The sequence below is a fragment of the Streptomyces sp. NPDC054883 genome, from assembly GCF_053610645.1.
This window is the reverse complement of sequence record NZ_JBSGYT010000064.1, coordinates 17,392-41,405: the sequence shown is the minus strand read 5'-3', so window position 1 is coordinate 41,405 and position 24,014 is coordinate 17,392. Positions and strand designations below refer to the sequence as shown.

Sequence of the window (24,014 nt, the reverse complement as noted above, 5' to 3'; positions counted from 1 at the left end):
GGATGTCCCGGCCGGGCGTCCACGCGTATGAAAGGGGGTGATCAGCCGGTGAACGGCTTGACGTCGAGGATCTTGACGGCTGCCTTCTTGCCGTTCGGCAGCTCGTACTCGGCGTTCTCGCCGATCGTCTTGCCCATCACGCCCATGCCCAGCGGGGACTGCGGGGAGTACGTCTCGAAGTCCGAGGACGCGTACTCGCGCGAGGCCAGCAGGAACTCCATGGTGTCGTCCTCGTCGCCGTCGAAGGCGATCTTCACGAGGGTGCCCGGAGCCACCACGCCGTCGGAGGCGGGGGCGGTGCCGACCTTGGCGTTCTCCAGCAGCTGCGTCAGCTGGCGCACGCGCAGCTCCTGCTTGCCCTGCTCCTCCTTGGCCGCGTGGTAGCCGCCGTTCTCCCGGAGGTCGCCCTCCTCGCGCGCCGCCGCGATCTTCGCCGCGATCTCCGTGCGGGCAGGACCAGAGAGGTAGTCCAGCTCCGCCTTCAGCTGGTCGTACGCCGCCTGGGTCAGCCAGGTGACGCTCTCGCTCGTCTGGGTCACGGGTGCTCCTCGTCGGTACAGGGGGACTACAAAGCCGCCAGCGGCGGACGAAACCACGAGCCTAACAATTCGGGAAGAAAAGGGGGAGGACACCTTCCGTATGAAGTGCGTCATCGCCAGTCACGGAGCCACCGCGCACCGGCCGGATCAGCGTGCGGCAGCCGCCTGGCAGCCCACCAGCTCCACCATCGTCGCGCGCCCCGTGGTCTTGAGCGAGACGACCTCGTCCACGCGCGTGTCGCGCTGCGCGAAGGTGAAATCGGCCCGGCCGACCTCGCCGTGGTCCTTGTCCTGCGAGCTGAGGGTGCACACCCCGGTGACGGAGGCGTCCTTGCGGACCTCCAGGTGGACCTTCACCTCGCTCGCCGAGACGATCTGGAACTTGATCACCTCGGCGCTGACGCTCTGCCCGGCGACGTAGTCCCAGCCGATCCAGCCGACCACGCCCAGCAGCGCGACCCCGAGCACCGAGCCGACGATCTTGAGCTTCCGGTCCGCCCGCTCGTCCGCCGAACGGCCGTACCGGCCCTCGGGCAGTCCCTCGCGCACCGTGCTCATCGACCGATCCTTTCGAGAGGGCCCAGCGGGCCGGGCAGCGGCTCCGCCGCCGGATCCCACCCCAGGAATTTTCCGTCCCCCGATTCGGTCACTATAGAAGCCTTCGCCCTGACGAATCACAGAGGATCCTGTCTTGACCGAGCAGCTTCGACTGATGGCCGTCCACGCCCACCCCGACGACGAGTCGAGCAAGGGCGCGGCCACCATGGCCAAGTACGTGTCCGAGGGGGTGCCCGTCCTCGTCGTGACCTGCACCGGTGGCGAGCGCGGCTCGATCCTGAACCCCAAGCTCCAGGGTGACAAGTACATCGAGGAACACATCCACGAGGTGCGCGCCAAGGAGATGGACGAGGCGCGCGAGATCCTCGGCATCGAGCAGGAGTGGCTCGGCTACGTCGACTCCGGGCTGCCCGAGGGCGACCCGCTGCCGCCGCTGCCCGAGGGCTGCTTCGCACTCGCGGACGTCGACGAGGCGGCCGGCCGGCTGGTGCGGAAGATCCGCACCTTCCGGCCGCAGGTGATCACCACCTACGACGAGAACGGCGGGTACCCGCACCCCGACCACATCATGACCCACAAGGTCACGATGGTCGCCTTCGACGGCGCGGCCGACACCGAGAAGTTCCCCGAGGCCGAGTTCGGCCCCGCCTACCAGCCGCAGAAGCTCTACTACAACCAGGGCTTCAACAAGCCGCGCACCATCGCCCTGCACGAGGCACTGCTCGCGCGGGGCCTGGAGTCCCCGTACGGGGAGTGGCTGGAGCGCTGGAAGGAGTTCGAGCGCAAGGAGCGGACGCTGACCACCCACGTCCCCTGCGCCGACTTCTTCGAGATCCGCGACAAGGCCCTCATCGCACACGCCACCCAGATCGACCCCGACGGCGGCTGGTTCCGCGTCCCGATGGACCTCCAGAAGGAGGTCTGGCCCACCGAGGAGTACGAGCTGGCGAAGTCGCTCGTGGACACTTCCCTCCCCGAGTCCGACCTCTTCGCGGGCATCCGGGAGAATGCGTAGCTATGAGCGCTACGCAGGCAGCAGTCACCCAGCTCCTTCCGCTGGCCGCCGACACCTTCGACAAGAACAAGGTGACGCCCGGGCTCCTGGGCTTCATCGTGTTCGCCGCCCTCGCCCTCGGGGTGTGGGGCCTGATGAAGTCCATGAGCCGGCACATGGGCCGGGTCGACTTCCAGGAGGCGCCCGAGCCGGCCGCCTCCGCCCCGGAACCCCGCAAGCCGTAGCTGCCGCGCGGCCGCCGTGACCCCGCCCCGGCGGGGTCACGGCACCCGCACGCCCATGACCTCACGGGAGTGCAGGTTCGGCACCAGGCCCAGCCGCCACGCCTGCCAGCCCTCCGCCGGGTCCACGCCCCGGCCCAGGATCACCGCGTAGGAGTCCAGGCAGTCCGCCAGCCGGCCGTCCCGCAGCGGATGCGGGGCCGCCGCCAGCCGGGCCAGTTCCGCCGCCGCGTCCTGCGGGTCCGCCGGGACCGCGTACGGCAGCAGCGTGCAGCGCAGGAACCGGGCCCAGTCCTCGCCGCGCAGGTCCCCGTACGAGACGAACAGCCGCGCCGCGTCCTCGCACAGGTCCAGTGCCTGCGGCACCCGGTCGTTGCCCGCGTCCACGACCGCCAGCTCCAGGCACGTCCACGCCTCGCCGTGCGCCAGGCCGATCCGCCGGAAGTCCGCCCGCGCGTCCACCAACAGCTGCCGGGCGTAGCCGGAGTTGCGCAGGTTCCCCGTCCGCGCCGCCCGCTGATCGCGGGTCACCCGGCCCGAGTGGTGCCGGGCGTGCGCCAGCCCGTACACGTCCCGCATCCGCGAGAACATCGCCCGGGCCCGCTCCAGCTCCCGCACCGCCGCGTCCCGCTCGCCGCCCTCCTCCAGCGCCTGCCCCAGGTAGTACAGCGTCCACGCCTCGCCCCGCGCGTCCTCCGCCAGCCGGTGGCGGGCCAGCGCGTCCCGCAGCCGCTCCAGCGCCGGCTCCGGCTCCCCGGCGAAGACCCGGGCCCGCCCCAGCTGGGTCAGCGCCCACGCCTCGCCGCGGTCGTCGCGGGTGCGCCCGTACAGCTCCAGGGCCAGGTCCAGCTCGGCCTGGGCCCGCTCCGCCTCGCCCAGCCGCAGGTACACCTGCCCGAGCTGGAAGTGCGCCCACGCCTCGCCGTGCACGCTCTCGCTGTCCCGGTGCAGCACCAGGGACCGCTCCAGCAGGCTCAGCGCCTCCGCGAGCAGCCCCCGGTCCCGCTCCACCGCCGCCAGCGCGTGCAGGCCCCACGCGCGGTCGCCCGCCAGGTCGTCCGCCTCCTGCAAGGTCAGCGCCTCGCGCAGCCGCGCGGCCGCCTCCGGCAGGTTGCCCTGGTGGTGCAGCGTGATGCCGAGCGAGACCAGCGCCATCGCCGCGCCCGCCTCCTGCCTGGCCTCCATGTACTGGTCGACCACCGACGTCAGGGTGGTGCGGGCCTTGTCCAGGTCGCCGAGCTGGCGCGCCGCGATCCCGGTGCGCCACTGCACCGAGCGCGCCAGCCGCCCGTCCGGACCGGGCCGGGCGCCCTCCACGGTCCGCGCCAGCTCGTTGATCTCCCCGAGCCGGTAGAGGTCCCCGCGCAGCAGGCAGAAATCGCAGAGCGCGCCCAGCAGGTCCAGTACCGCCTGCTGGTCCACGTCCTCGGAGTGCCGCAGCGCCGCCGTGATGAAGCTCGACTCGTCGTCCAGCCAGCGCAGCGCGGCGTCCAGGGAGGCGAAGCCGTGGCCGCCGAAGTGGTGGGCCCGCGTCGACATCTTCCCGTCGACCATCCGGATCACCGAGTCGGCGAGGTGCGCGTAGTTGCGGATCAGCCGCTCGTGCGCGGCCGCCGACTGCACCCGGTCCTCGTCCGCCGCGAGCCGCGCCGCCGCGTACGCGCGCACGGCGTCGTGCATCCGGTACCGCTCCCCGCGTACGTGGTCCAGCAGCCCCGCGTCCGCCAGTTCGCGCAGCAGCCGCCCGGCCTCCACCGGGTCGGCGTCGATCAGCGCGGCCGCCGCCGACGGGCCGAGCGAGGCGCGCCCCGCCAGGGTGAGCAGCCGCAGCAGCCGTCGCCGCTCCTCGGGCAGCCGTTCGTACGCCGACGCCAGCGCCGCTTCGAGCCCGGCGCCGGGTCCCGGAACCTCGCCCAGCGGGGCCAGCACCCGCAGCGCGAGCGGCAGCCCGGCGCCGAGTTCCAGCAGGGCCCCCTCCGTCTCCTCGTCGTACGGAGCCCCACCCGCGGCCCCGGCCGCCGCCCGGACCAGCTCGGCGGCCTCCGGCGGGGCCAGCCGCGGCACCGGCAGCTGGTGCACCCACGCCGCGAGGTCCGCCGGCAGCTCCAGCGGGCCGGACGCCGTCACCAGCACCAGGCTCTCGGAGCGCTCCGGCACCAGCGTGCGGACCTGCGCCGGGTCCACCGCGTCGTCCAGGACCACCGTCACCGGCTGCCCCCGTAGGTGCTGGTGGTACAGCTCGCCCAGGCGCCGCACCTGCTGCTCCGCCGACGCGCCCTCGCGGAACAGCAGCTGCTCGCGCGGGGCGCCGAGCCGGTTCAGCAGGTGCAGCAGCGCCTCGCGGGTCGGCAGCGGGGCCTGGCCCGCCTCGGCCGCCCCGCCCCGCAGGTCCACCACGCACGCTCCGCGGAACTGGTCCCGCAGCGCGTGCGCCGCACGCAGGGCCAGGGCGGTGCGGCCCGAACCCGGCTCGCCGTGCAGCACCACCACCACCGGCCGGGTCTCGGTGCCGGCCCGGGCCGCCTGGACCCACTGCACGATCCGGGCCAGCTCCGCCCGCCGCCCCGCGAACACCGCCTCCGGCTGCGGGAGCTGCCCGAAGGACTGCTCCAGCGCGCTGCGCCGACGGGCCTGCGCGCTGCGGTCCGCACCGCGCAGCGCGGGCCCGGTCCCGCCGGCGGGCTGCTTGGCCAGGCCGACGACACCGCCGGCCGCCCCGCCCGGGCCGCGGGAGCCGGCCCGCACCGCCGCGGCCACCAGCCGCTGCTGCTCCAGGAAGGGCCGGATCCCGCGCACCTCCAGCACCGACAGCCAGTGGAGCCGCAGCTGCTCGGCGCCGCCCGGCCGCCCCAGCACCCCGGCCCGCCGGTTCGCGGCCGGCAGGTGCAGGGCCGTCACCTTGGCCACCGTCGCCGCGGCCCCGGCGACGCCCGCGACCAGGCCCGCGCTGAGGGCCGTACCGGCCGCCACGCCGAAGGCCAGGTCCGCTCCGGCGGCGGCCGCCGCGGCGACGCCGGTCACCAGCAGGGCGGTGGAGGTGTTGGCCCGCCGGAACGCCTCGGCCAGCGACTCCTCCCCGGCCGCCGCCTCGTCCAGGGCCCGGACGTACGCCTCGTACTCCTCGGCGGCGGCCGCCGCGATCTGCTCCAGCGCCTCCCGGCCGCGCGCGAGCAGCGCCGCCCCGTCCACCGGCGCCCGCCGCACCTCCTCCGCCACGGCCCGCTCCAACAGTCGCTCGGCCTCACCGCGATGGCTGTCCCGCATCGGCATCCCCTCAGAGAGCTCCGCCAAGGAGCCCCAAGTGTCCTGCCGGACCCCCGCGAGCGCGAGGAATCTGAGCTAGTTCAGAGGGAGTTGACAATCCACCACCCCCCACGACGCATATATGCGCGGTCCGGGCCCGGCCGCGCCGCTCCGTCCACGCGGGCCGACCACGGGCTCCCGACGGCCGAGGGGTCCCCGAAACGGCGGTCCGAGGGCCCGGTCACCGGGCGGTCGGCGCCGCTTGCGGCAGGATGGGTCCCATGTCGAACCGCCTCGCGAACGAGACCTCGCCGTACCTGCTCCAGCACGCAGACAATCCCGTCGACTGGTGGCCCTGGTCCCCGGAGGCGTTCGCGGAGGCGCGGGAGCGGGGCGTGCCGGTGCTGCTGAGCGTCGGCTATGCGAGTTGCCATTGGTGTCATGTCATGGCCAACGAATCGTTCGAGGACGAGCCGACCGCCGCGTACATGAACGAGCACTTCGTGAACATCAAGGTCGACCGCGAGGAGCGGCCCGACGTCGACGCCGTCTACATGGAGGCCGTACAGGCCGCCACCGGGCAGGGCGGCTGGCCCATGACGGTGTTCATGACCCCCGACGCCGAGCCGTTCTACTTCGGCACCTACTACCCGCCCGAGCCGCGGCACGGGATGCCCTCCTTCACGCAGGTCCTCGAAGGCGTGTACGCCGCCTGGGACGGGCGCCGCGAGGAGGTGGCCGATGTCGCGCAGCGCGTCGTGCGGGACCTCGCCGGACGCAAGCTCGACTACGGCAAGGCCGGCGCGCCCGGTCCCGAGGAGCTGGCGCAGGCGCTGCTCGCGCTGACCCGGGAGTACGACGCCACCCGCGGCGGGTTCGGCGGGGCGCCGAAGTTCCCGCCGTCCATGGTGCTGGAGTTCCTGCTGCGCCACCACGCCCGCACCGGCTCCGAGGGCGCCCTGCAGATGGCGGCCGACACCTGCGAGGCCATGGCCCGCGGCGGGATCTACGACCAGTTGGGCGGCGGGTTCGCCCGGTACTCGGTGGACCGGGACTGGGTGGTGCCCCACTTCGAGAAGATGCTCTACGACAACGCGCTCCTGTGCCGGGTGTACGCGCACCTGTGGCGGGCCACCGGGTCGGACCTCGCCCGGCGCGTGGCGCTGGAGACCGCCGACTTCATGGTCCGCGAGCTGCGCACCCGCGAGGGCGGCTTCGCCTCCGCGCTCGACGCGGACAGCGAGGACCCGGCCACCGGCGAGCACGTGGAGGGCGCGTACTACGCCTGGACCCCCGCGCAGCTGACCGAGGTGCTCGGCGAGGACGACGGGCTGCTGGCCGCCGTGTACTTCGGGGTGGGCGACGAGGGCAACTTCGAGCACGGCACCTCCGTGCTGAGGCTGCCGCAGGACGGGCCCGTCCTGGACGCGTCGAAGGCGGCCGCTATCAGGGAGCGGCTGCTCGCGGCGCGGGCCGGGCGTCCCGCGCCGGGCCGGGACGACAAGGTGGTCGCCGCCTGGAACGGGCTGGCCGTCGCGGCGCTCGCCGAGTGCGGGGCGTACTTCGGGCGGCCCGACCTGATCGAGCGGGCCACCGAGGCCGCCGACCTGCTGGTCCGGGTGCACATGGACGGCAAGGCCCGGCTGGCGCGGACCAGCAAGGACGGCCGGGTGGGCAACAACGCGGGGGTCCTGGAGGACTACGGCGACGTCGCGGAGGGCTTCCTGGCGCTGGGCGCCGTCACCGGCGAAGGGGTCTGGCTGGAGTTCGCCGGGTTCCTCCTCGACCTGGTGCTGGACCGGTTCACCGCCGAGGACGGCTCCCTGTACGACACCGCGCACGATGCCGAGCAGCTGATCCGGCGGCCCCAGGACCCCACGGACACCGCGGCGCCCTCCGGCTGGACCGCCGCCGCCGGGGCGCTCCTGTCGTACGCCGCGCACACCGGTTCCGAGGCGCACCGCACGGCGGCCGAACGGGCGCTGGGGGTGGTGCACGCCCTCGGGCCGCGCGTCCCGCGGTTCATCGGACACGGGCTCGCGGTCGCCGAGGCGCTGCTGGACGGCCCGCGCGAGGTGGCCGTCGTCGGGCACGCGGAGGACCCGGCGACGGCCGAGCTGCACCGCACGGCGCTGCTGGGCACCGCTCCGGGGGCGGTGGTGGCGGTGGGCCTGCCGCGCGGGGCGGACGGCAGCGGCGGCGAGTTCCCGCTCCTGGCCGACCGCGCGCTGGTCGAGGACCGGCCGACCGCGTACGTCTGCCGGCACTTCGTCTGCTCCCGGCCCACGACGGAACCGGCCGAGCTCGCCGCGCAGTTGGGCTCGGTCACCTCCTGAGCGGCCGGCCGACCGCCCGCGCGGTGCCGCGGCTGCGCGCGCGGCCGGCCGCGCTGCGCACCGCGGGCCCGCTCGTCCGGATGACCGGCTTCGGGCTGATCGGGCTCTCCGGTTTCGCGCCCAACCTCGCCGCGCTGTGGCTGCTCACCCGGGCCGGGGCGGACTACCTCGCGGCCGTGGTGCTCGCCAACCAGGCGGGGGTGGTGTGGAACTTCGTCCTCGTCGAGCTGCTGATCTTCCGCGACCGGCGCCGGCACCGCCACTGGGCGGACCGGCTCGGCCGCTTCGTCCTCCTCGCCAACGCCGACCTGCTGCTGCGGATCCCGCTGGTCGCGCTGTTCGTCACCCGGCTGGGGCTGGCGGTGCTGCCCGCCACCGCCCTGGCGCTCGGCTCCGCCTTCGTCCTGCGCTTCGTGGCGACCGAGACCCTCGTGTACCTGCCCCGCGGGCCGGCCGTGGCCCGGCCCGGCTCAGTGCCGGTACGCGGCGAGGGAGATGCCGACGTAGTGGGCGACGAACGCCGCGAGGGTCAGCGAGTGGAAGACCTCGTGGAACCCGAAGAAGCGGGGTGAGGGGTTGGGGCGCTTCATCCCGTAGATGACGCCCCCGGCGCTGTAGAGCAGGCCCCCGGCGATCACGAGGACCAGGACCGCGATGCCGCCGGTCCGCAGGAAGTCGGGCAGGAAGAAGACGGCCGCCCAACCCATCGCTATGTAGCAGGGCGTGTACAGCCAGCGCGGTGCGCCGACCCAGAAGACGCGGAAGGCGATCCCGGCCGCGGCGGCGATCCACACCGCCCACAGGAGCGTCCGTCCGGTGGAGTCGGGGAGGAGCAGCACCGTCAACGGGGTATAGGTGCCTGCGATGATCAGGAAAATGTTGGCGTGATCGAGTCTTCGCAGCACGGCCTCCCCCCGCGGCCCCCAGGTGCCGCGGTGGTAGACGGCACTCACGCCGAAGAGCAGGCAGGCCGTCAGCACGTAGACGCCGCAGGCGACTCGCGCCCTGGTGGAGCCGGTGAAGGCCATCAGCGCCAGGCCGGCGACCACTACGGCGGGGAACATTCCGGTGTGCAGCCAGCCGCGCATGAGCGGTTTGAGCTCTGCGGGGCCCTCGGGGACCGTTTCGGCCACGGCGGCGGCGTCAGAAGTCATGCCGCACATGCTACCTACGGGTCCGTAGGTTTCCGTTGATGCGCTTTACGGAAGATTGACGCGAGTGGCGATGCTCACGTGAGAAGCCCTCTGGACATATGCGCATACGCACCGGATGATCAGATGAGTGCGGTCGGCACCGGATGAGCGGAGCGCGAAGCGTCCGGGTCGCAGCCCCCACGGGGCATACACCAAACAAACCCCTCAACAAGGAGCAATCGTGGCGCGCGACAACGCGGCTCCCACCACTTCCGTCCCGACGAACCACACGGAGCTCATTTCCTGGGTCGATGAGATCGCGGCCCTCACCGAGCCGGACCGGGTCGTCTGGTGCGACGGTTCCGAGGCCGAGTACGAGCGCCTGTGCGAGGAGCTCGTCTCGAAGGGCACGTTCAAGAAGCTCGACCCGGCCAAGCGCCCGAACTCGTACTACGCCGCCTCCGACCCCTCCGACGTCGCGCGCGTCGAGGACCGAACCTTCATCTGCTCCGAGAAGGAGGAGGACGCGGGCCCGACCAACCACTGGAAGGCCCCTTCCGAGATGAAGGAGCTGTTCGCGGGGGAGAAGGGCATCTTCCGCGGTTCCATGAAGGGCCGCACGATGTACGTCGTGCCCTTCTGCATGGGCCCCCTCGGCTCCGAGCTCTCCGCTACCGGCGTCGAGATCACCGACTCCGCCTACGTCGCGGTCGCCATGCGCACCATGACCCGCATGGGCAAGGCCGTCCTCGACGAACTCGGCACCGACGGCTTCTTCGTCAAGGCGGTCCACACCCTCGGTGCTCCGCTCGCCGAGGGCGAGGCCGACGTCCCGTGGCCGTGCAACACCACCAAGTACATCTCGCACTTCCCGGAGACTCGCGAGATCTGGTCCTTCGGCTCCGGCTACGGCGGCAACGCCCTGCTCGGCAAGAAGTGCTACGCGCTGCGCATCGCCTCCGTCATGGCCCGCGACGAGGGCTGGCTCGCCGAGCACATGCTGATCCTCAAGCTCACCCCGCCGCAGGGTGAGGCCGAGGGCCCCAAGTACATCGCCGCCGCGTTCCCGTCCGCCTGCGGCAAGACCAACCTGGCCATGCTGGAGCCCACGATCCCCGGCTGGACGGTCGAGACGATCGGCGACGACATCGCCTGGATGCGGTTCGGCGAGGACGGTCGCCTGTACGCGATCAACCCCGAGGCCGGCTTCTTCGGCGTCGCGCCCGGCACCGGCGAGCACACCAACGCCAACGCCATGAAGACGATGTACGCGAACACCGTCTTCACCAACGTCGCGCTCACCCCCGACGGCTCCGACGTCTGGTGGGAGGGCATGACCGAAGAGGCGCCCGCGCACCTCATCGACTGGAAGGGCAACGACTGGACCCCGGAGAGCGGGACCCCGGCGGCCCACCCCAACGCCCGCTTCGCCGTTCCGGCCTCGCAGTGCCCGACGATCGCCCCCGAGTGGGAGGACCCCAAGGGCGTCCCGGTCTCCGCGATCCTCTTCGGCGGCCGCCGCGCCTCCGCCGTCCCGCTGGTGACCGAGTCCTTCGACTGGAACCACGGCGTCTTCATCGGCTCGAACATCGCCTCCGAGAAGACCGCCGCCGCCGAGGGCAAGGTCGGCGAGCTGCGCCGCGACCCCTTCGCCATGCTGCCGTTCTGCGGGTACAACATGGGCGACTACATGGGCCACTGGATCGACGTCGCCAAGGACAAGGACCAGTCCAAGCTGCCGAAGATCTACTACGTGAACTGGTTCCGCAAGAACGACGCGGGCAAGTTCGTGTGGCCCGGCTTCGGTGAGAACAGCCGCGTCCTCAAGTGGGTCGTCGAGCGGCTCGACGGCAAGGCCGAGGGCGTCGAGACCCCCATCGGCATCCTGCCGACCGCGGACTCCCTCGACACCGAGGGCCTCGACCTGCCGGCCGAGGACCTGGAGTTCCTGCTGACGGTCGACAAGGAGGTCTGGCGCGACGAGGCCGCCCTGGTCCCCGAGCACCTGAACACCTACGGCGACCACACGCCGAAGGAGCTGTGGGACCAGTACCACGCGCTCGTCGAGCGCCTGGGCTGATCCCGCCCTCCCCGCCCGGTCAGGACCGGCCCCGGTCCTCCAGGTAGCTCGTGTGCGTCTGCTGACGGCGGGCCTCCGTTTCCCGGAGGCCCGCCGTCACGCGTTCCGCCTCGTCGAGCAGGGCGGACAGCTGCCGCTCCAGGTGGCGCTCCGGCGACTCGCCGCCCGGGGCGAGCCGGTTCCACCACCGGGCGCGGTGGTAGCCGTCCACGCACTCGGGGACGTCCAGCCGGATCGCCCGGGACGGCGCGCGCACCGCCTCCGGCTCCGCGGCCAGTACCTCCGCCACCCATCCAGGATCCAGTAGCGCCTCGTACAGCTCCAGCAGCTCACTCGGTCTCCCCCCGGCCTTCGGTGTCAGCTCCACCTCCGCCACGTACTCGCGGAGCCGGGCGAAGTCCGCCCGCACGGCCGCCAGTTCCCGCGCCGGCGGCGGGAAGGCGGGCAGCGGCACGCGTCGCGGCGGGGCGAGCAGCGCCCCCGCGCCGTACAGGGCCAGGTCCACCAGCGGTCCGGAGCCCCCCGCCGACCCGGTCAGGGCCAGGCCCACGCCGGCCAGCCCGCACGCGCAGCCCGCCGCGCTCCGGGTCGAGCCCGTTCACGTCCTTGTGGATGGCGTCCGGCGCCCGACCCGGATCACCGGGGGCGTACGTGGCCAGGTGGTCGCGCAGCCGGTTGCCGCCGGGCAGCTTGGCGAGGAGCCCGCGCACTCCCTTGGCGTCCAGGTCCTCCACGGTGCGCCGCAGTTCCACGAGCGAGCCCGCCACCCGGGACCCGCGCCGGACGGGGGCGACGGGTTCGGGTGCGGTCAGGGCGAGCGCGGCGCCCCCCGCGCCGTCCTCGGGCGGTGTCGGTGTCATACGGGTCCCCCTACTCGCCCTTGTCCGCCGGGGCCTTGACGACGTCCGGGTCACGGAAGAAGCCGGACTTCTCCGAGCCGAGGACGCCGCGCGCGGTCTTCGTTGCCGTGGTGTCCGGTCCGAGTCCCGCGACGACGACGGCGGCAACGCCGCCGATCAGGAGGACCGCCGGAGCGATTCCGAGGATGCGTCTCACGGATGCAGGCTGCTCGCCCAAACCCACATTCCGCGACGGGTCGGGTGAACCCCGGGTGGCCGGGCGGTCCCACTTCGAAATGCTGTGTGACACCGCGGGTGCTGGTGGGCCGGGCGGGCGCCGGGAAGGATCGGGCCATGGGCGTGAGCGCGTTGAAGTGGCAGGGCTGGCTGGTCGGCCTGGTGGTGGTGGCCGGGCTCCTGGTGTTCGCCCCGCTGGGGCTGTACGTGTGGGCCAGCGGTGACGGGGCCGGCGCGGCCGTACCGGGGCGGCCGGCGGCGCTGGACGTACGCGTCACCGGGTGCCGGGTCGAACCGGCGAGCCGGCGGGTGGTGGCGACGGTCGAGGTGACGGGACGCACCACGGGCGGCGGGGCCTACGTCGTCACGGTCGAGTTCCGCGAGAGCGCGGACCCGGCGCCGGGCGCCCGGGCGGCCCAGGCGCTGGTACGGATCCCGGGCGTGGCCCCGGGGGCGACGGAACGCGGTGAGGCGGTCGGGCCGGTGTGGCCGGCCGCCCGGGTCCCGTGGTGCGGGGTGGCGGCGGCGCAGTTCACGCCGTCACCCTGAGGTGTGTGGCGCCCGGTCCGGAGCCTCCGCGGCCCCGGACCGGGGCCGTCAGAGGGCGCCGGCCCGGTCCTGGGACTCCAGGGCGGCGGCGTGGGCGTCCATGCGCTCGGCGGCGAGGATCGCGACGGTGGTGTCGGCCCGGGACGCGGCGACGAGCAGCGCCCGGCCGGCGAGGTCGTGCGCCCGGCGGTGCAGCTCGGCCAGGTCCTTCGACCGGTCGTGCGCCGACGGCTCGTGGACCGCCCGCACGGGGCGGGCCCCGCGCAGCCGGGTGACCTGGTCGGCGATGCGGGCGGCGGCATCGCCGAGCCCGAGCTCGTCGGTGACGGCGAGGAGCGCCGCGAGGTGTCCGGCGAGCTGGATGTCCAGGGCTTCGCCACGGCTGCGGTGCGGGTAGTCGGTGCGGCCGCCGGGCATGCGGTGGACGACCGACTTGGCGCGGATCGGCTCGTACATGAGGAGGCCTCCTGCGGGGTCAGGAGACCATCCTACATTGGATCCGTTCTAAAGTTGTGCTCGATCCGGCGAGACTCAAGTCTCCGGCGAGTCTCCGGCGAGTCCCCGGCGAACCGGCAGCAGGCCTAGAGCTGGCCGTAGCCGTCCAGGAAGTTCCCGATCCGGGTGACCGCGTCCGCCAGGTCCTTGGTGTTCGGCAGCGTGACGATCCGGAAGTGGTCGGGCTCCGGCCAGTTGAAGCCCGTACCGTGCACCACCATGATCTTCTCGGCCCGCAGCAGGTCGAGGACCATCTGCCGGTCGTCCTTGATCTTGTAGACCGCCGGGTCCAGTTTCGGGAACAGGTACAGGGCGCCCTTGGGCTTCACGCAGCTGATGCCGGGGATCTGCGTCAGCAGGTCGTACGCCGTGTCGCGCTGCTCGCGCAGCCGCCCGCCGGGCAGGACGAGGTCGTTGATCGACTGGCGGCCCCCGAGCGCGGTGGCGACGGCGTGCTGCGACGGCATGTTGGCGCACAGCCGCATGTTCGCCAGGATCGTGAGTCCCTCGATGTACGAGGAGGCGTGCTTCTTGGGGCCGCAGACCGCCATCCAGCCGGCCCGGTACCCGGCGACGCGGTAGTTCTTGGAGAGCCCGTTGAAGGTGAGGGTCAGCACGTCCGGCGCGATCGCGGCGGTGTTCGTGTGGGTGGTCCCGTCATACAGGATCCGGTCGTAGATCTCGTCCGAGCAGACGACCAGGTTGTGGCGGCGCGCGATGTCGGTCAGGCCGCGCAGCATCTCGTCGTCGTAGACGGCGCCGGTCGGGTTGTTCGGGTTGATGATCACGAGCGCGCGGGTGCGGTCGGTGATCTTGCGCTCGATGTCGGCCAGGTCCGGCATCCAGTCGGACTGCTCGTCGCACCGGTAGTGCACGGCGGTGCCGCCGGCCAGGCTGACCGAGGCCGTCCACAGCGGGTAGTCCGGCGCGGGGACCAGTACCTCGTCCCCGTCGTCCAGCAGCGCCTGCATGGACATCTGGATCAGCTCGGAGACGCCGTTGCCGAGGTAGACGTCCTCGACGTCCAGCTCGATGCCCTTGGTCTGGTAGTGCTGCATCACCGCGCGCCGCGCGGAGAGCAGCCCCTTCGCGTCCCCGTATCCATGGGCGGTGCCCAGGTTGCGGAGCATGTCCTCGAGGATCTCCGGCGGGCACTCGAAGCCGAAGGCCGCGGGGTTGCCGGTGTTCAGCTTGAGGATGCGATGACCTGCCGCTTCGAGCCGCATCGCCTCTTCGAGGACGGGTCCGCGGATCTCGTAGCAGACATTGGCGAGTTTCGTTGACTGGATCACCTGCATGACGGGAGCTTACGGTCCCGGCGGCGGTCGCGCCGCTTCATTCCCGTACCTTCCCGCGGGTCCATTTGTCCCGTTTCGGGAGATGTGGAGGCCAGGGTCGACACCCTCCTTGGAATCCGTGGCCCAGCCCGCGCTCCGCCCTGCGGAACGACTTTCTTCGGCTCCCTGCCGTCCGCCCCGGTGTTGCGCTCGTCACCCTCGCGGCGGCTCGTCACCCCACGGTGTACCGGGCCTGCGTGAACCCCGCCCCCAAGGCCCGGAACTCGCGCAGGGTGAGTTCCACGTCCTCGTCCAGCGCCCCGAACAGCGGCAGGCCCGAGCCGAGGAGCACCGGGGCGGTGGTGAGGGTGAGTTCGTCCAGCAGGCCCTCGCGCAGGAACGTTCGGACCATCCGGCCGCCGTCCACGTAGACGCTCTTCGCGCCCTGCTCCGTCAGGCCCGTCAGCAGCTCCCCCAGCGAGCGGTACACCGTCACGCGCGGGTCGTCGGCGGTCAACGTGGTACTGAGGACGGTCACGCGCTTTCCCTCGTAGGGCCAGAAGCCGAAGGTGAGCACCTTCTCGTAGGTGTTGCGGCCCATGGCGAGGGTGTCGACACCGGCCATGAACTCCTCGTAGCCCGTGTCCCCGGCGGCCTCGCCGCGGGTCGTCAGCCACTCGATGTCACCGTCGGGGCGGGCGATGAACCCGTCGAGGCTGATGCCGATCGTCACGGCGGTGCGGAAGCTGCGGTCCGTGGTCATGCGGGGTCCCTTCGGTCGGTGGGGCCGGCGGTGCGGTACGGGGCGAGGGCCGCGGTGAGGGCGGCGCGCTGGCGTCCGGCGAGGCCGCCCTCGCGGTCGACGGCCCAGAGCAGCCCGGCTCCGGTGACGGCCGCCCGTACCGCCTCGGTGAGCGCGGTGACGTCGGTGCCGCGGCGGAGTTCGCCCGCTTGCGCCGCGCGGCGGAGCAGGGCGTGGCAGGCGTCGCCCTGGGCCCGCTGGGCATCGAGCGCCAGTTGCCGGAACTCCGGGTCGGCGAGGTCGCCGCACAGGAACGCCAAGTGGTTCGCGTACGCGTCCGGGGTGGCCAGCGGGCCCCAGGCGGCGGTGATCAGCCCGGCCAGCGCGTCGAGCGCCGAGCCGTGCTCCCGGCAGACCCGCTCCCGCAGTTCCGCGAAGTCCGCCGCGCCGTGCCGGGCCAGTGCGAGCAGCAGCCCGCGCTTGGACCCGAACCGCTGCACGAGCGTGCCGGGCACCAGTCCGACCTCCCGCGCCACGGCGGCCAGGGTGAGCCCGGCCGGTCCCGTGCGGCCCATCACCCCCACGGCCGCCCGCAGGATCGTGGCGTCGTCTACGCCCCGGGGCCGTCCGGCCATGCCCTCGCCTCCGGTTCGCTCATTAATAAATGACTGTGCATTCATTAAAGCACGCGCGCCGGCCCGGCGGGAGCGCCCCGGGGCGGAGCCGCCGCTACGAGCGGCCGCAGCGGGCCGCCGCGTGCTGCCAGAGGTGGAGCAGGTACGGGTGGCGGGGGGCGGGGCGGGCCGGGCAGATGTCGAAGTGGGTGACCCGGCAGTCGTCCGTGGGCGCGGCCGCGCCGAGGTGCACGGCCGTGCCGTCGGAGCCGATCCGGTAGCGGCCGGCCGCGGGGACGAGGTGGTACGGCACGCTCCCGGGCTGCATCAGGATCCACCGGCCGTGCACCGTGCGGTGCCACAGGGCGGCATCGCCGCAGTCGCGGCACGTGGCGGGACGGCCCGCGCCGCCGTCGGGCCCGCCGATCGCGGCCAGGGCGCCGGCCAGTACCTCGCCCACCGCGATCGGCGTGCCGGGATCATCACGCAACGGGGTCCCACCTCCGCGCCGTTGGTAACACGGCACGGGCACGCGCGACCGCCGTACGGGGGACCTGCCACCCCTACGGGTGACCGAACCGGTCCAGGATCACGAGCGGCACCCCGCCGGGCGCGGCCGCCTGGTGGTCCTCGTAGGCGGGCCAGAGCGCGGTCAGCGCCTCCCAGTAGGTCTCCCGCTCCAGCGCGTCCGCCGTGCGGGCCAGCGCCTGGAAGGAGAGGGCGCCGACCTGGAGCCGGACCTCGGGGTGGGCGGTCAGGTGCGCGTACCACTGCGGGGCCGGGGCGCCCGGGGTCCGGCCGGCGGCCACGACGAGGTGCCGGCCGCCGTCGCGGACGTAGATCAGCGGGGTGCGCACGGTGCGGTCCCGGGCCCGGTCGACCGTGGTCAGCAGGAGGGTCGGGACTCCGTGCCAGAGGTGCCCGTCCAGGCCCCCCGAGCCCACGTAGGCCCGTACGTGGTCCAGGGCACGGCCCGGTCCCGGGTCGGTGGGGTGGTCCCAGTCGATGGTGACGGTCTGCATCACGGCGTCCTCCGGCTTCGGGCCCCCCGCGTCCTAACGACGCCCGGCGCCAAGTGGTTGCGCGCCCGGGACGCCCGCCGCCCCCGGTCCGGCCGGCGGGCACGGACCGGGGGCGGCGGGCGGGACCTGCCCCGTACCTACGGCAGGTAGCGTTCGATGACCGAAGGACCCTCCCGCTCGATCATCTTCCGGGCCTTCTCGACCCGCTCCGGAGTCGGGTCGGCGCCCGTCGCCATGACGAGGTCCTCGGGGTCGTAGGGCCGCTCGCCGCCGGTCCACAGCTTGGACGGGCGGTCCGCGTGCTGGGGCTGCTGGTCCGATTCACGTTCCATCGCGTACCTCCTCGGGGGTGTCCCCGTTTCCCATCATCCTCCGGCGCCCGCGCCATGAACGCACGTCGGCCGCGGCGGTTCCCGCGCCGTCCTCAGTGCACCACCAGCGTCAGCACCACACCCAGCGCGAACAGGGACCCGCAGACGGCCAGGTTGACCGTCTTCTGCTCCATGAACACCGCCGCGAACTCGCGGATCGTCGCGCTCGGCCAGAAGTACGCGGCCGTCGGCGATCCCAGCACCTGCCCGTCGACCCCTGCCTTGCGGGCCATCATGGCCGCCCGGAAGGCGTGGAAGTTGTTGGTCACGACCACGCACCGGTAGCCCGGAGTGGCCGCGGACATGATCGCCGCGCTGAGGGCCAGGTTCTCCTCCGTCGTGCGCGACCGGTCCTCCAGCCGGACGTGCCCGGCGGGAACCCCGTCCGCGATCAGCCAGTCCGCCATGGCCCGCGCCTCGGCGACCTTCTCGTCCGAGCCCTTCCCGCCCGACGGCAGCAGCACCGGCGCCACGCCGCCCCGGGCGCGCTGGGCCTCGTAGATCTGCCTGCCCTTGCGCAGCCGGGAGGCCAGCAGCGGCGGCACCCGGTCGCCGCCGACCAGGCCGGAGCCCAGCATGACCACGTAGTCCACGTCGCCGCGCACCTTGATCCGCCCGTAGAGGTAGGCGTAGGCGAGGAAGCAGAGGAAGAGGAACGAGACGTACGCCGCGATCACGACCACCATCGCGGTCATCCCGGCGAGCTTCCCGGAGCCGCTCAGCACGGTGACGAGGGCCAGCGCGAGCACCCCGAAGATCGCGAGCCCGGCCAGCATGGACAGCAGGTTGCCGAGGCTGCGGCCCTCCTTGCGCACCATCGTCACCCCGTTGGCGACCAGGAAGCAGGCGAGCGCCACCACCCCCACCGCCGGGAGGAGGAACACGGCGGCCACCAGGGCCACCGCGAGTCCCCGCGGCAGCTGCGCGATCCGCGACAGCAGCCCCAGCGCCAGGCTGATGAACGTGAGCCCCAGCAGGACGGCGTTCCGGAAGCGCCGGCGGTCCTCCCGCACGCTCAGGCAGAAGAAGACGAACAGCGCTGCGGCCGGGGCAAAAGCGATCACGGCGGTCATCGTAGGCGCCGCCCGTGAACCGGCCGCGGGCCGCCCGTGGACAGCGCTCAGGGGGTCCTGCGGACCGCCCGCCCGGCCAGGACGTCCGTCCTGCGGCCGTCGCGCATCACGAAGCGGCCGTCGATCAGGACGTGCGGGATGCCGGTCGGCAGCGCCCGGGGGTTCTCGTACGTCGACCCGGCGGCCACCGTGTCCGCGTCGAAGAGCACCAGGTCGGCTCGGTAGCCGGGGCGGACCAGTCCCCGGTCGGGCAGCCGCAGCCGGGCCGCCGGGCGGCCGGCGAGGTGCGCCACGCACTCCTCCAGGGACAGGACGCCCAGCTCGCGCACGTACCGGCCGAGGTAGTGCGGGAACGTCCCGTACGCCCTCGGGTGGGGCTTCGCGCCCTGGAGGATGCCGTCGGAGCCGCCGGTGTGCGCGGGGTGTCGCATGATCGCCCGGACGTTCTCCTCGTGACCCACGTGCTGGATGACCGCGGGCCGGAGCCGGTCCCCGAGCAGCAGCCGCCGCGCCTCGTCCCAGCCGCGCAGGCGGGTGCCGACGTAGCCGCCGAAGGCGGGGTCCCCGACGCCGGACACCTCGATCGTCGACCAGTCCACCGGCACCCCGTGGCAGCCGTCGGAGCCTTCGGCCTCCAGCGCGTACCGGATCCGCTCGGCCGCGCGGTCGTCGCGCAGCCGGTCGAGCACGGCCTCGGGGCCGCCCGCGCCCGCCCAGCTCGGCAGCAGGGCGGCGAGGGTGGTGCAGCCGGGGGTGTACGGGTAGCTGTCCAGGGTGAGGTCGGCGCCCTCGGCCAGCGCCCGGTCGAGGAGGGCGAGGAGTTCCCCCGCCCGGCCCCGGTTCTCGGCGAAGTTCATGGTCGCGTGCGCGAGGTGCAGGGCGCAGCCCGCCGCGCGGGCCAGGGCGATCATCTCGGCGTAGGCGGCCAGGGCGCCGCGCCCGTACGAGCGGTGGTGCGGACAGTAGTAGCCGCCGTACCGCGCCACCACCCGGCACAGCGCGGTCAGTTCGGCGTCCCCCGCGTACATGCCGGGGGTGTAGGTGAGCCCGGAGGACATGCCGACGGCCCCCTCGGCCAGGCCGTCCGCGACGAGCGTGCGCATCCGGTCGAGCTCGGCGGCGGTGGCCGGGCGGTCGTCCCAGCCCACCGCGTACGCGCGGACGGTGCCCTGCGGGACGAGGTAGGCGGCGTTGACCGCGATGCCGGCGGAGTCGAGCCGGTCCAGGTACCCGCCGACGGTGCGCCAGCCGACGTCGGCGTCGTCCCCGGGGCCGTTCCAGCCCGCGATCGCGGCCCGGACCCCGGCGAGGGTGCGGTCGTCGGCGGGCGCGTAGGAGAGGCCGTCCTGGCCGAGGACCTCCAGGGTCACGCCCTGGGCCGCCTTCGCGCTGTGGTCGGGATCGCGCAGCAGGGCCAGGTCGCTGTGGGCGTGCATGTCCACGAAGCCGGGGGCCAGTACCAGGCCGTGCGCGTCCAGGGTGTGCCGGCCGCCCGTCCGGATCCGGCCGATCGCCTCGATCCGGCCCTCGTGGACGGCCACGTCCGCGGTGTAAGAGGGGCCGCCCGTGCCGTCCACGACCCGGGCGCCCCGGACCACCAGGTCCACCGGCGGCTAGAAGAAGGTGCGGACGTAGTCGCCGACCGTGCCGGCCGCCTCCACCACCGGGATCAGCGGCCACTTCTCGAAGATGGTGCAGGGGTGGGACATGCCCAGCGCCACCCAGTCGCCCACCTGGAGGCCGTCGGCCGAGTCTGTCTCCAGCCAGGCGTGCTGGTCGGACAGCTTGACCACCCTGATGCCGGTGGCGGGCCGCTCCGCGCCGTCGAGCGGGTCGCGCACCAGCTCCGCCTCGGGCAGCCCGAGGTCGTACGCGATGTCGCGCTTGCCGGCGTTGACGAACGCCTGGGTGGGGGAGGGGCGGGAGACGACCTGCGTCCAGAGCCGGAACGCGGGGCGCAGCGCGCCCTCTTCGGGAAGGCGGTTGAACGGGGTCAGGCGGGTGTACCAGCCGTGGTCGTGCGAGACGTACGCGCCCGAGCGCAGCAGCCGCAGCGTCGGCCGCGACAGCTCCGGCAGCTCCGCGAAGACGTCGGCGACGGCGTCGAACCAGGACGAGCCGCCCGCGCTCACGACGATCTCCGCCACGTCCGGGGAGAACCGGCCCGCCTTGTCGAACTCGACGGCGAGGCCGGTGAGCCGGTGCAGGTACGCGTGCACGGAGTCCGGGTCCGCGCCGGGCACCTCGGCCTCGTACCCGGCGACGCCGACCAGGCGCAGGGTGTCGCTCTGCGCGACGGCGTCGGCAACGGCCCGGCAGTCGTCCTCGGTACGGGCGCCCGTACGGGCCCCTTCCCCGGCGCCGAGTTCCACGACGACGTCGACGGTCGCGCCCCGGCCCGCCAGGGCGCGGTCCATGAGCCGGACGCCGCGCACGGAGTCGACGTAGCAGACGAAGCGGAACGCGGGGTCGGCGGCGAGTTCGGCGGCCACCCAGTGCAGGGCGGCGGGGTCGACGAGCTCGTTGGCGAGAAAGATCCGCTGGATGCCGAACGCGCGGTAGACGCGGGCCTGGTGCGGCACGGCGGCGGTGATGCCCCAGGCGCCGTGCTCCAGCTGGCGCCGGAACAACTGGGGGGCCATGCAGGTCTTGCCGTGCGGGGCGAAGGACAGCCCGTGGCGCCGGGCGTACGTCTCCAGGGCGGCCAGGTTGTGGGCGAGCGCGTCCGCGTCGAGGGTGAGGACCGGGGTGGTGAAGCCGCCCGTGAACAGGTCGCGGCGCTCGGCGGCGAGCTGACCGACGGTCAGCCGGGAGCGTTCCGCATCCGGCGGGAGGCCCTTGAAGCGGTGGTCCACCGGTTCGTCGGCGAGCCGTCGGACTGCGTCGCTGCCCATGCGGAATCCTCTCGCGTTGCGCTGTGCGCAACGTTCGTTGCAGATGGTGCCCGTTGCTGTCTAACATCCCCGAAGACGACGGGTCAACGGGGGCCGGTTCCCCGAACCCCGTCGCGACGGCGCGCGAAGGGACGGGGCGTGAGCCAGTCGGTGGAGCGGGCGCTGCGCATCCTGCCCGCCCTGGCAAAGGGCCCGGCGGGGCTCGGCGCGGTGGCGGACGCGCTCGGCGTGCACAAGAGCACCGCCCTGCGCCTGCTGCGCACCCTGCGCGCGCACGGCCTCGTCTACCGGCAGCCGGACGGCCGCTACCGGCTCGGGGCGGCGCTGTTCGCCCTCGCCGCCGAAGCCGTCGAGCACCTCGACGTCCGCGAGGTCGCCCGCCCGCACCTGGCGGAGCTGAACCGGCTCACCGGCCACACCGTGCACCTGGCCGTCCACCAGGACGGCGAGGTGGTGTACGTCGACAAGGTCGACAGCCGCCACCCGGTCCGGATGCACTCCCGGATCGGCGCGCCCGTCCCGCTCACCGTGGCCGCCGTCGCGAAGGTGCTGCTGGCCGACCTCCCGGAGGGCGAGCGGGAAGCGCTCGCGGCGCGGCTCGACTACCCCCGCCACACCGCCCGCTCCACGCCCGGCGCGGCGGCCTTCCTGCGCGAGCTGGCCCTCGTACGGGAACAGGGCTGGGCCGCGGACCTGGGCGGCCACGAGGAGTCCCTGAACTGCGTCGGCGCGCCCGTGCGGGGGCCGGACGGGCGGGCCGTCGCCGCGCTGTCCCTCTCCGCGCCGGACCGCGCGGCCGGCGCCGACGAGCTGCTCGGACTGCTGCCGCTGGTCCGCCGTACCGCCGAGACCATCGGCCGGGAGTACTCCGCTTCCGGCGACGAACCCCGAGACGACTCCTGACAGGAAGGCGCCCCATGACCGAGAAGACCGCCATCACTCCCGCGACCCACAACGCCCCGCCCGCGAGGTTCTCGCACGGCGTGCGCAAGGGGAACGTCCTCCAGGTCGCCGGCCAGGTCGGCTACCTGCCGTACGTGGAGGGGCAGCCGGCCGCCCTGGCCGGGCCGTCGCTGCGAGAGCAGACGCTGCGGACGCTGGAGAACGTCCGCGCCGTACTGGAAGCGGGCGGCGCGACCTGGGACGACGCGGTGATGATCCGCGTGTACCTGACCGACACCGGCCACTTCGCCGAGATGAACGAGATCTACGACGCGTACTTCGAGGAGCAGGGCGTCAAGGAGGCCCCGGCCGCCCGCACCACGGTCTACGTGGGCCTGCCCGCCGGCCTGCTCGTCGAGATCGACGCGCTGGCCGTCCTCGGATAGGGGGCGCCCGGGTTCGGGGGCGCCCCCCTGGCGGTGGAGCGCCCCCGCCCGTCCGGCCCGGCCGTGGCTCAGACGCAGTACTGCGCGGCCTTGCCGATCGACCGGTACATGCAGTCCGCGTTCTCCAGCAGCTGGAGGACGGCTTCCCGGTTGCGCGCCGTCTCGCGGTCGATCACCTCGTCGGGCGGGTAGAAGCCGCCCCCGCCGCCGGTGTCGCTCGGGTACATCTCGAAGGTGTAGGCGAAGATCTTCTGGTTGCCCCACAGCCAGTCGTCGATCGTCCCGTCCGTGATGTACAGGTCGCTCGACTGCTCCGCCGTGTAGCCGTTGCTGGCCGCCATGCCGGTGCCGATCTTCTTGTAGGCGGCGAGGTCGTCGGCGGTCATGCCGGGGGCCGTGTCGTTGTACGTCCACCCGAACGGCCACATGACCAGTTCGCTGTACGTGTGGAAGTCGATGGCGGCCTTGATCTGCTGCTTGCCGCCCACCACGCGGCTGCGGACGAAGTCCGCGACGACCTTCACCTCGGGCGCCGACTCGCCGGCGGAGCCGCGGTAGGTCTCGGAGCTCTTGCTGCCGCTGGAGCCGCCGCAGCAGCCCCACTTGTAGTCCCAGTTCCGGTTCAGGTCCGTGCCGACGTAGGACGAGCCGGAGTTGGGCTGCCGGTTCTTGCGCCACGAGCGGTAGGAGCCGGAGGCGATGTCGTACTCGCCGCCGTCGGGGTTGAGGTCCGGGACGATCCAGATCTCCCGGCTGTTGACCAGGTTGGTGACGCGGGCGTCGGAGCCGTACTTGGAACCGAGCTCCTTGAGCAGGTACAGGGCCATTTCCACGGTCAGGTGCTCACGGGCGTGCTGGTGGTGCGTGAAGAGCACCTCGGGCTCGGCCTCGTCGGTCCCGACGTTGTCGCTGATCTTGACCGCGATGATGTCCCGGCCCTGGTACGACTTCCCGATGACCTGCTTGCTCATGATCGAGGGGTACTGGGCGATGCGCTGGTCGATCTCGGTCGTCGCCTCGGCGTAGTTGTGGTACTTCGAGTCGGCGGACGGGAAGTCGCTCACTCCCGTGGCCACGCTGCCCAGCGAGCGTTGTGGCGGCCCGGGCAGCGGGGTGACCTGGTAGCCGAGCGCGCGAACGCTCCTGGCCTGGGCGGGGTCGGCGCTGACGACGACGGAGCGGGCGTCGACCTCGTCGATCGACACGCCGGTGCGCAGCAGGGCGGTGCGTTCGGCGGGCGTGGCCGGGCCCTTCACCTCGTACTGGGCGACGGACTCGTCCTGGGTGGCGGTCGAGGGGGTGGGTGGCGGGGCGGCCGTCGCGCTCATCCCGTAGGCGGGTGCGCCGAGGGCCAGGGCCAGCAGGGCCGCCGTGACGGCGGCCCTCCGACGGTTGTGGAGCCGCATGCGTTCTCCTGGGTGGGAGTGTGGGGGTAGCCGTGCGGACGC

The 24,014-nt window shown here is 73.2% G+C and carries 24 protein-coding genes and 1 pseudogene; 8 read left to right on the top strand and 17 right to left on the bottom strand.

Going from position 1 to position 24,014, the window contains the following annotated elements; translation table 11 throughout:
* Positions 1 to 41 precede the first annotated feature (41 nt).
* Positions 42 to 539 carry a transcription elongation factor GreA gene (gene greA / locus ACWGH1_RS32275; RefSeq protein WP_361310152.1) on the bottom strand — a complete coding sequence of 166 codons (498 nt, stop codon included), beginning with the start codon at positions 537 to 539 and terminating at the stop codon, positions 42 to 44.
* Between the two features lie 147 nt (positions 540 to 686).
* Positions 687 to 1,097, bottom strand: coding sequence for a DUF4307 domain-containing protein (locus ACWGH1_RS32270; RefSeq protein WP_453357455.1), 411 nt, complete (start codon positions 1,095 to 1,097; stop codon positions 687 to 689).
* Between the two features lie 133 nt (positions 1,098 to 1,230).
* On the opposite strand from ACWGH1_RS32270, the gene mca reads away from it, so the two are divergent.
* On the top strand, positions 1,231 to 2,112 hold the full coding sequence (gene mca / locus ACWGH1_RS32265) for a mycothiol conjugate amidase Mca (RefSeq protein ID WP_453357454.1): 882 nt from the start codon (positions 1,231 to 1,233) through the stop codon (positions 2,110 to 2,112).
* A 2-nt stretch (positions 2,113 to 2,114) separates the two neighbouring features.
* Positions 2,115 to 2,336, top strand: a complete 222-nt coding sequence (locus ACWGH1_RS32260) for a hypothetical protein (RefSeq protein WP_453409241.1) — start codon at positions 2,115 to 2,117, stop codon at positions 2,334 to 2,336.
* A gap of 36 nt (positions 2,337 to 2,372) precedes the next feature.
* Here the strand turns inward: ACWGH1_RS32260 and ACWGH1_RS32255 are convergent, their stop codons facing one another.
* Complete coding sequence (locus ACWGH1_RS32255) at positions 2,373 to 5,597, bottom strand: tetratricopeptide repeat protein (protein ID WP_453409240.1); 3,225 nt, start codon at positions 5,595 to 5,597, stop codon at positions 2,373 to 2,375.
* Positions 5,598 to 5,857: 260 nt separating this feature from the next.
* Here ACWGH1_RS32255 and ACWGH1_RS32250 point away from each other — a divergent pair, with 260 nt between their 5' ends.
* Together ACWGH1_RS32250 and ACWGH1_RS32245 are read left to right on the top strand one after the other, a co-directional pair.
* Complete coding sequence (locus tag ACWGH1_RS32250) at positions 5,858 to 7,912, top strand: thioredoxin domain-containing protein (protein ID WP_453355548.1); 2,055 nt, start codon at positions 5,858 to 5,860, stop codon at positions 7,910 to 7,912.
* Positions 7,913 to 7,935: 23 nt separating this feature from the next.
* A complete protein-coding gene (locus tag ACWGH1_RS32245; RefSeq protein WP_453355547.1) occupies positions 7,936 to 8,484 on the top strand; it encodes a GtrA family protein in 549 nt (182 codons plus the stop codon).
* Here the strand turns inward: ACWGH1_RS32245 and trhA are convergent.
* A complete protein-coding gene (trhA, locus tag ACWGH1_RS32240; RefSeq protein ID WP_453355546.1) occupies positions 8,383 to 9,066 on the bottom strand; it encodes a PAQR family membrane homeostasis protein TrhA in 684 nt (227 codons plus the stop codon). The two genes, ACWGH1_RS32245 and trhA, sit on opposite strands and share 102 nt — an antisense overlap.
* Positions 9,067 to 9,286: 220 nt before the next feature.
* Here trhA and ACWGH1_RS32235 point away from each other — a divergent pair, with 220 nt between their 5' ends.
* A complete protein-coding gene (locus ACWGH1_RS32235) occupies positions 9,287 to 11,125 on the top strand; it encodes a phosphoenolpyruvate carboxykinase (GTP) (RefSeq protein ID WP_453409239.1) in 1,839 nt (612 codons plus the stop codon).
* Between the two features lie 19 nt (positions 11,126 to 11,144).
* Here the strand turns inward: ACWGH1_RS32235 and ACWGH1_RS32230 are convergent, their stop codons facing one another.
* Both ACWGH1_RS32230 and ACWGH1_RS32225 read right to left on the bottom strand, forming a co-directional pair.
* A complete protein-coding gene (locus ACWGH1_RS32230) occupies positions 11,145 to 11,675 on the bottom strand; it encodes a hypothetical protein (protein ID WP_453409238.1) in 531 nt (176 codons plus the stop codon).
* 326 nt (positions 11,676 to 12,001) lie between these two features.
* Positions 12,002 to 12,181, bottom strand: a pseudogene (locus tag ACWGH1_RS32225) (hypothetical protein); the annotation flags it as partial.
* 143 nt (positions 12,182 to 12,324) lie between these two features.
* Between ACWGH1_RS32225 and ACWGH1_RS32220 the strand changes: the two are divergent.
* Positions 12,325 to 12,750 carry a hypothetical protein gene (locus tag ACWGH1_RS32220; RefSeq protein WP_453355587.1) on the top strand — a complete coding sequence of 142 codons (426 nt, stop codon included), beginning with the start codon at positions 12,325 to 12,327 and terminating at the stop codon, positions 12,748 to 12,750.
* 48 nt (positions 12,751 to 12,798) lie between these two features.
* On the opposite strand, the gene ACWGH1_RS32215 is transcribed toward ACWGH1_RS32220, so the two are convergent.
* The 10 genes from ACWGH1_RS32215 to ACWGH1_RS32170 form a co-directional block, all read right to left on the bottom strand.
* Positions 12,799 to 13,206: an SCO4983 family protein gene (locus tag ACWGH1_RS32215; RefSeq protein ID WP_453355588.1), complete on the bottom strand. Its 408-nt coding sequence runs from the start codon at positions 13,204 to 13,206 to the stop codon at positions 12,799 to 12,801.
* A 125-nt stretch (positions 13,207 to 13,331) separates the two neighbouring features.
* On the bottom strand, positions 13,332 to 14,543 hold the full coding sequence (locus ACWGH1_RS32210) for a pyridoxal phosphate-dependent aminotransferase (protein WP_453355589.1): 1,212 nt from the start codon (positions 14,541 to 14,543) through the stop codon (positions 13,332 to 13,334).
* 211 nt (positions 14,544 to 14,754) lie between these two features.
* Positions 14,755 to 15,285 (bottom strand): dihydrofolate reductase family protein, encoded by a 531-nt coding sequence (locus ACWGH1_RS32205; RefSeq protein WP_453355590.1) that lies wholly within the window; start codon positions 15,283 to 15,285, stop codon positions 14,755 to 14,757.
* Positions 15,282 to 15,899, bottom strand: coding sequence for a TetR/AcrR family transcriptional regulator (locus ACWGH1_RS32200; RefSeq protein WP_453355591.1), 618 nt, complete (start codon positions 15,897 to 15,899; stop codon positions 15,282 to 15,284). Before ACWGH1_RS32200 ends, ACWGH1_RS32205 begins: the two co-directional genes overlap by 4 nt.
* A 94-nt stretch (positions 15,900 to 15,993) precedes the next feature.
* Complete coding sequence (locus ACWGH1_RS32195) at positions 15,994 to 16,368, bottom strand: DUF6083 domain-containing protein (protein ID WP_453355592.1); 375 nt, start codon at positions 16,366 to 16,368, stop codon at positions 15,994 to 15,996.
* Between the two features lie 73 nt (positions 16,369 to 16,441).
* Positions 16,442 to 16,900: a nitroreductase/quinone reductase family protein gene (locus ACWGH1_RS32190; protein WP_453355593.1), complete on the bottom strand. Its 459-nt coding sequence runs from the start codon at positions 16,898 to 16,900 to the stop codon at positions 16,442 to 16,444.
* A gap of 137 nt (positions 16,901 to 17,037) precedes the next feature.
* Entirely contained in the window at positions 17,038 to 17,232 is a 195-nt protein-coding gene (locus ACWGH1_RS32185) for a hypothetical protein (protein ID WP_190183185.1), read from the bottom strand.
* 92 nt (positions 17,233 to 17,324) lie between these two features.
* Entirely contained in the window at positions 17,325 to 18,335 is a 1,011-nt protein-coding gene (locus ACWGH1_RS32180; RefSeq protein WP_453355733.1) for a YdcF family protein, read from the bottom strand.
* A gap of 56 nt (positions 18,336 to 18,391) precedes the next feature.
* Complete coding sequence (locus ACWGH1_RS32175) at positions 18,392 to 19,951, bottom strand: N-acyl-D-amino-acid deacylase family protein (RefSeq protein WP_453355734.1); 1,560 nt, start codon at positions 19,949 to 19,951, stop codon at positions 18,392 to 18,394.
* Positions 19,952 to 19,957: 6 nt separating this feature from the next.
* Positions 19,958 to 21,238 carry an amino acid deaminase gene (locus ACWGH1_RS32170; RefSeq protein WP_453355735.1) on the bottom strand — a complete coding sequence of 427 codons (1,281 nt, stop codon included), beginning with the start codon at positions 21,236 to 21,238 and terminating at the stop codon, positions 19,958 to 19,960.
* 138 nt (positions 21,239 to 21,376) lie between these two features.
* On the opposite strand from ACWGH1_RS32170, the gene ACWGH1_RS32165 reads away from it, so the two are divergent.
* Together ACWGH1_RS32165 and ACWGH1_RS32160 are read left to right on the top strand one after the other, a co-directional pair.
* Positions 21,377 to 22,141: an IclR family transcriptional regulator gene (locus ACWGH1_RS32165; protein WP_453355736.1), complete on the top strand. Its 765-nt coding sequence runs from the start codon at positions 21,377 to 21,379 to the stop codon at positions 22,139 to 22,141.
* A 14-nt stretch (positions 22,142 to 22,155) separates the two neighbouring features.
* A complete protein-coding gene (locus ACWGH1_RS32160) occupies positions 22,156 to 22,566 on the top strand; it encodes a RidA family protein (protein ID WP_453409237.1) in 411 nt (136 codons plus the stop codon).
* 68 nt (positions 22,567 to 22,634) lie between these two features.
* Here ACWGH1_RS32160 and ACWGH1_RS32155 read toward each other — a convergent pair whose 3' ends face one another.
* Complete coding sequence (locus ACWGH1_RS32155) at positions 22,635 to 23,972, bottom strand: M14 family metallopeptidase (RefSeq protein WP_453353508.1); 1,338 nt, start codon at positions 23,970 to 23,972, stop codon at positions 22,635 to 22,637.
* Positions 23,973 to 24,014: the final 42 nt, after the last annotated feature.

Excerpts from the sequence above, each read along its gene's own strand:
- ACWGH1_RS32250 (WP_453355548.1), top strand. The coding sequence starts at position 5,858 with ATGTCGAACCGCCTCGCGAACGAGACCTCGCCGTACCTGCTCCAGCAC.
- ACWGH1_RS32255 (WP_453409240.1), bottom strand. The coding sequence starts at position 5,597 with ATGCGGGACAGCCATCGCGGTGAGGCCGAGCGACTGTTGGAGCGGGCC.
- ACWGH1_RS32200 (WP_453355591.1), bottom strand. The coding sequence starts at position 15,899 with ATGGCCGGACGGCCCCGGGGCGTAGACGACGCCACGATCCTGCGGGCG.
- ACWGH1_RS32270 (WP_453357455.1), bottom strand. The coding sequence starts at position 1,097 with ATGAGCACGGTGCGCGAGGGACTGCCCGAGGGCCGGTACGGCCGTTCG.
- ACWGH1_RS32170 (WP_453355735.1), bottom strand. The coding sequence starts at position 21,238 with ATGGGCAGCGACGCAGTCCGACGGCTCGCCGACGAACCGGTGGACCAC.
- ACWGH1_RS32190 (WP_453355593.1), bottom strand. The coding sequence starts at position 16,900 with ATGCAGACCGTCACCATCGACTGGGACCACCCCACCGACCCGGGACCG.
- trhA (WP_453355546.1), bottom strand. The coding sequence starts at position 9,066 with ATGACTTCTGACGCCGCCGCCGTGGCCGAAACGGTCCCCGAGGGCCCC.
- ACWGH1_RS32205 (WP_453355590.1), bottom strand. The coding sequence starts at position 15,285 with ATGACCACGGACCGCAGCTTCCGCACCGCCGTGACGATCGGCATCAGC.
- ACWGH1_RS32260 (WP_453409241.1), top strand. The coding sequence starts at position 2,115 with ATGAGCGCTACGCAGGCAGCAGTCACCCAGCTCCTTCCGCTGGCCGCC.
- ACWGH1_RS32185 (WP_190183185.1), bottom strand. The coding sequence starts at position 17,232 with ATGGAACGTGAATCGGACCAGCAGCCCCAGCACGCGGACCGCCCGTCC.
- ACWGH1_RS32160 (WP_453409237.1), top strand. The coding sequence starts at position 22,156 with ATGACCGAGAAGACCGCCATCACTCCCGCGACCCACAACGCCCCGCCC.
- ACWGH1_RS32210 (WP_453355589.1), bottom strand. The coding sequence starts at position 14,543 with ATGCAGGTGATCCAGTCAACGAAACTCGCCAATGTCTGCTACGAGATC.
- ACWGH1_RS32215 (WP_453355588.1), bottom strand. The coding sequence starts at position 13,206 with ATGTACGAGCCGATCCGCGCCAAGTCGGTCGTCCACCGCATGCCCGGC.
- ACWGH1_RS32155 (WP_453353508.1), bottom strand. The coding sequence starts at position 23,972 with ATGCGGCTCCACAACCGTCGGAGGGCCGCCGTCACGGCGGCCCTGCTG.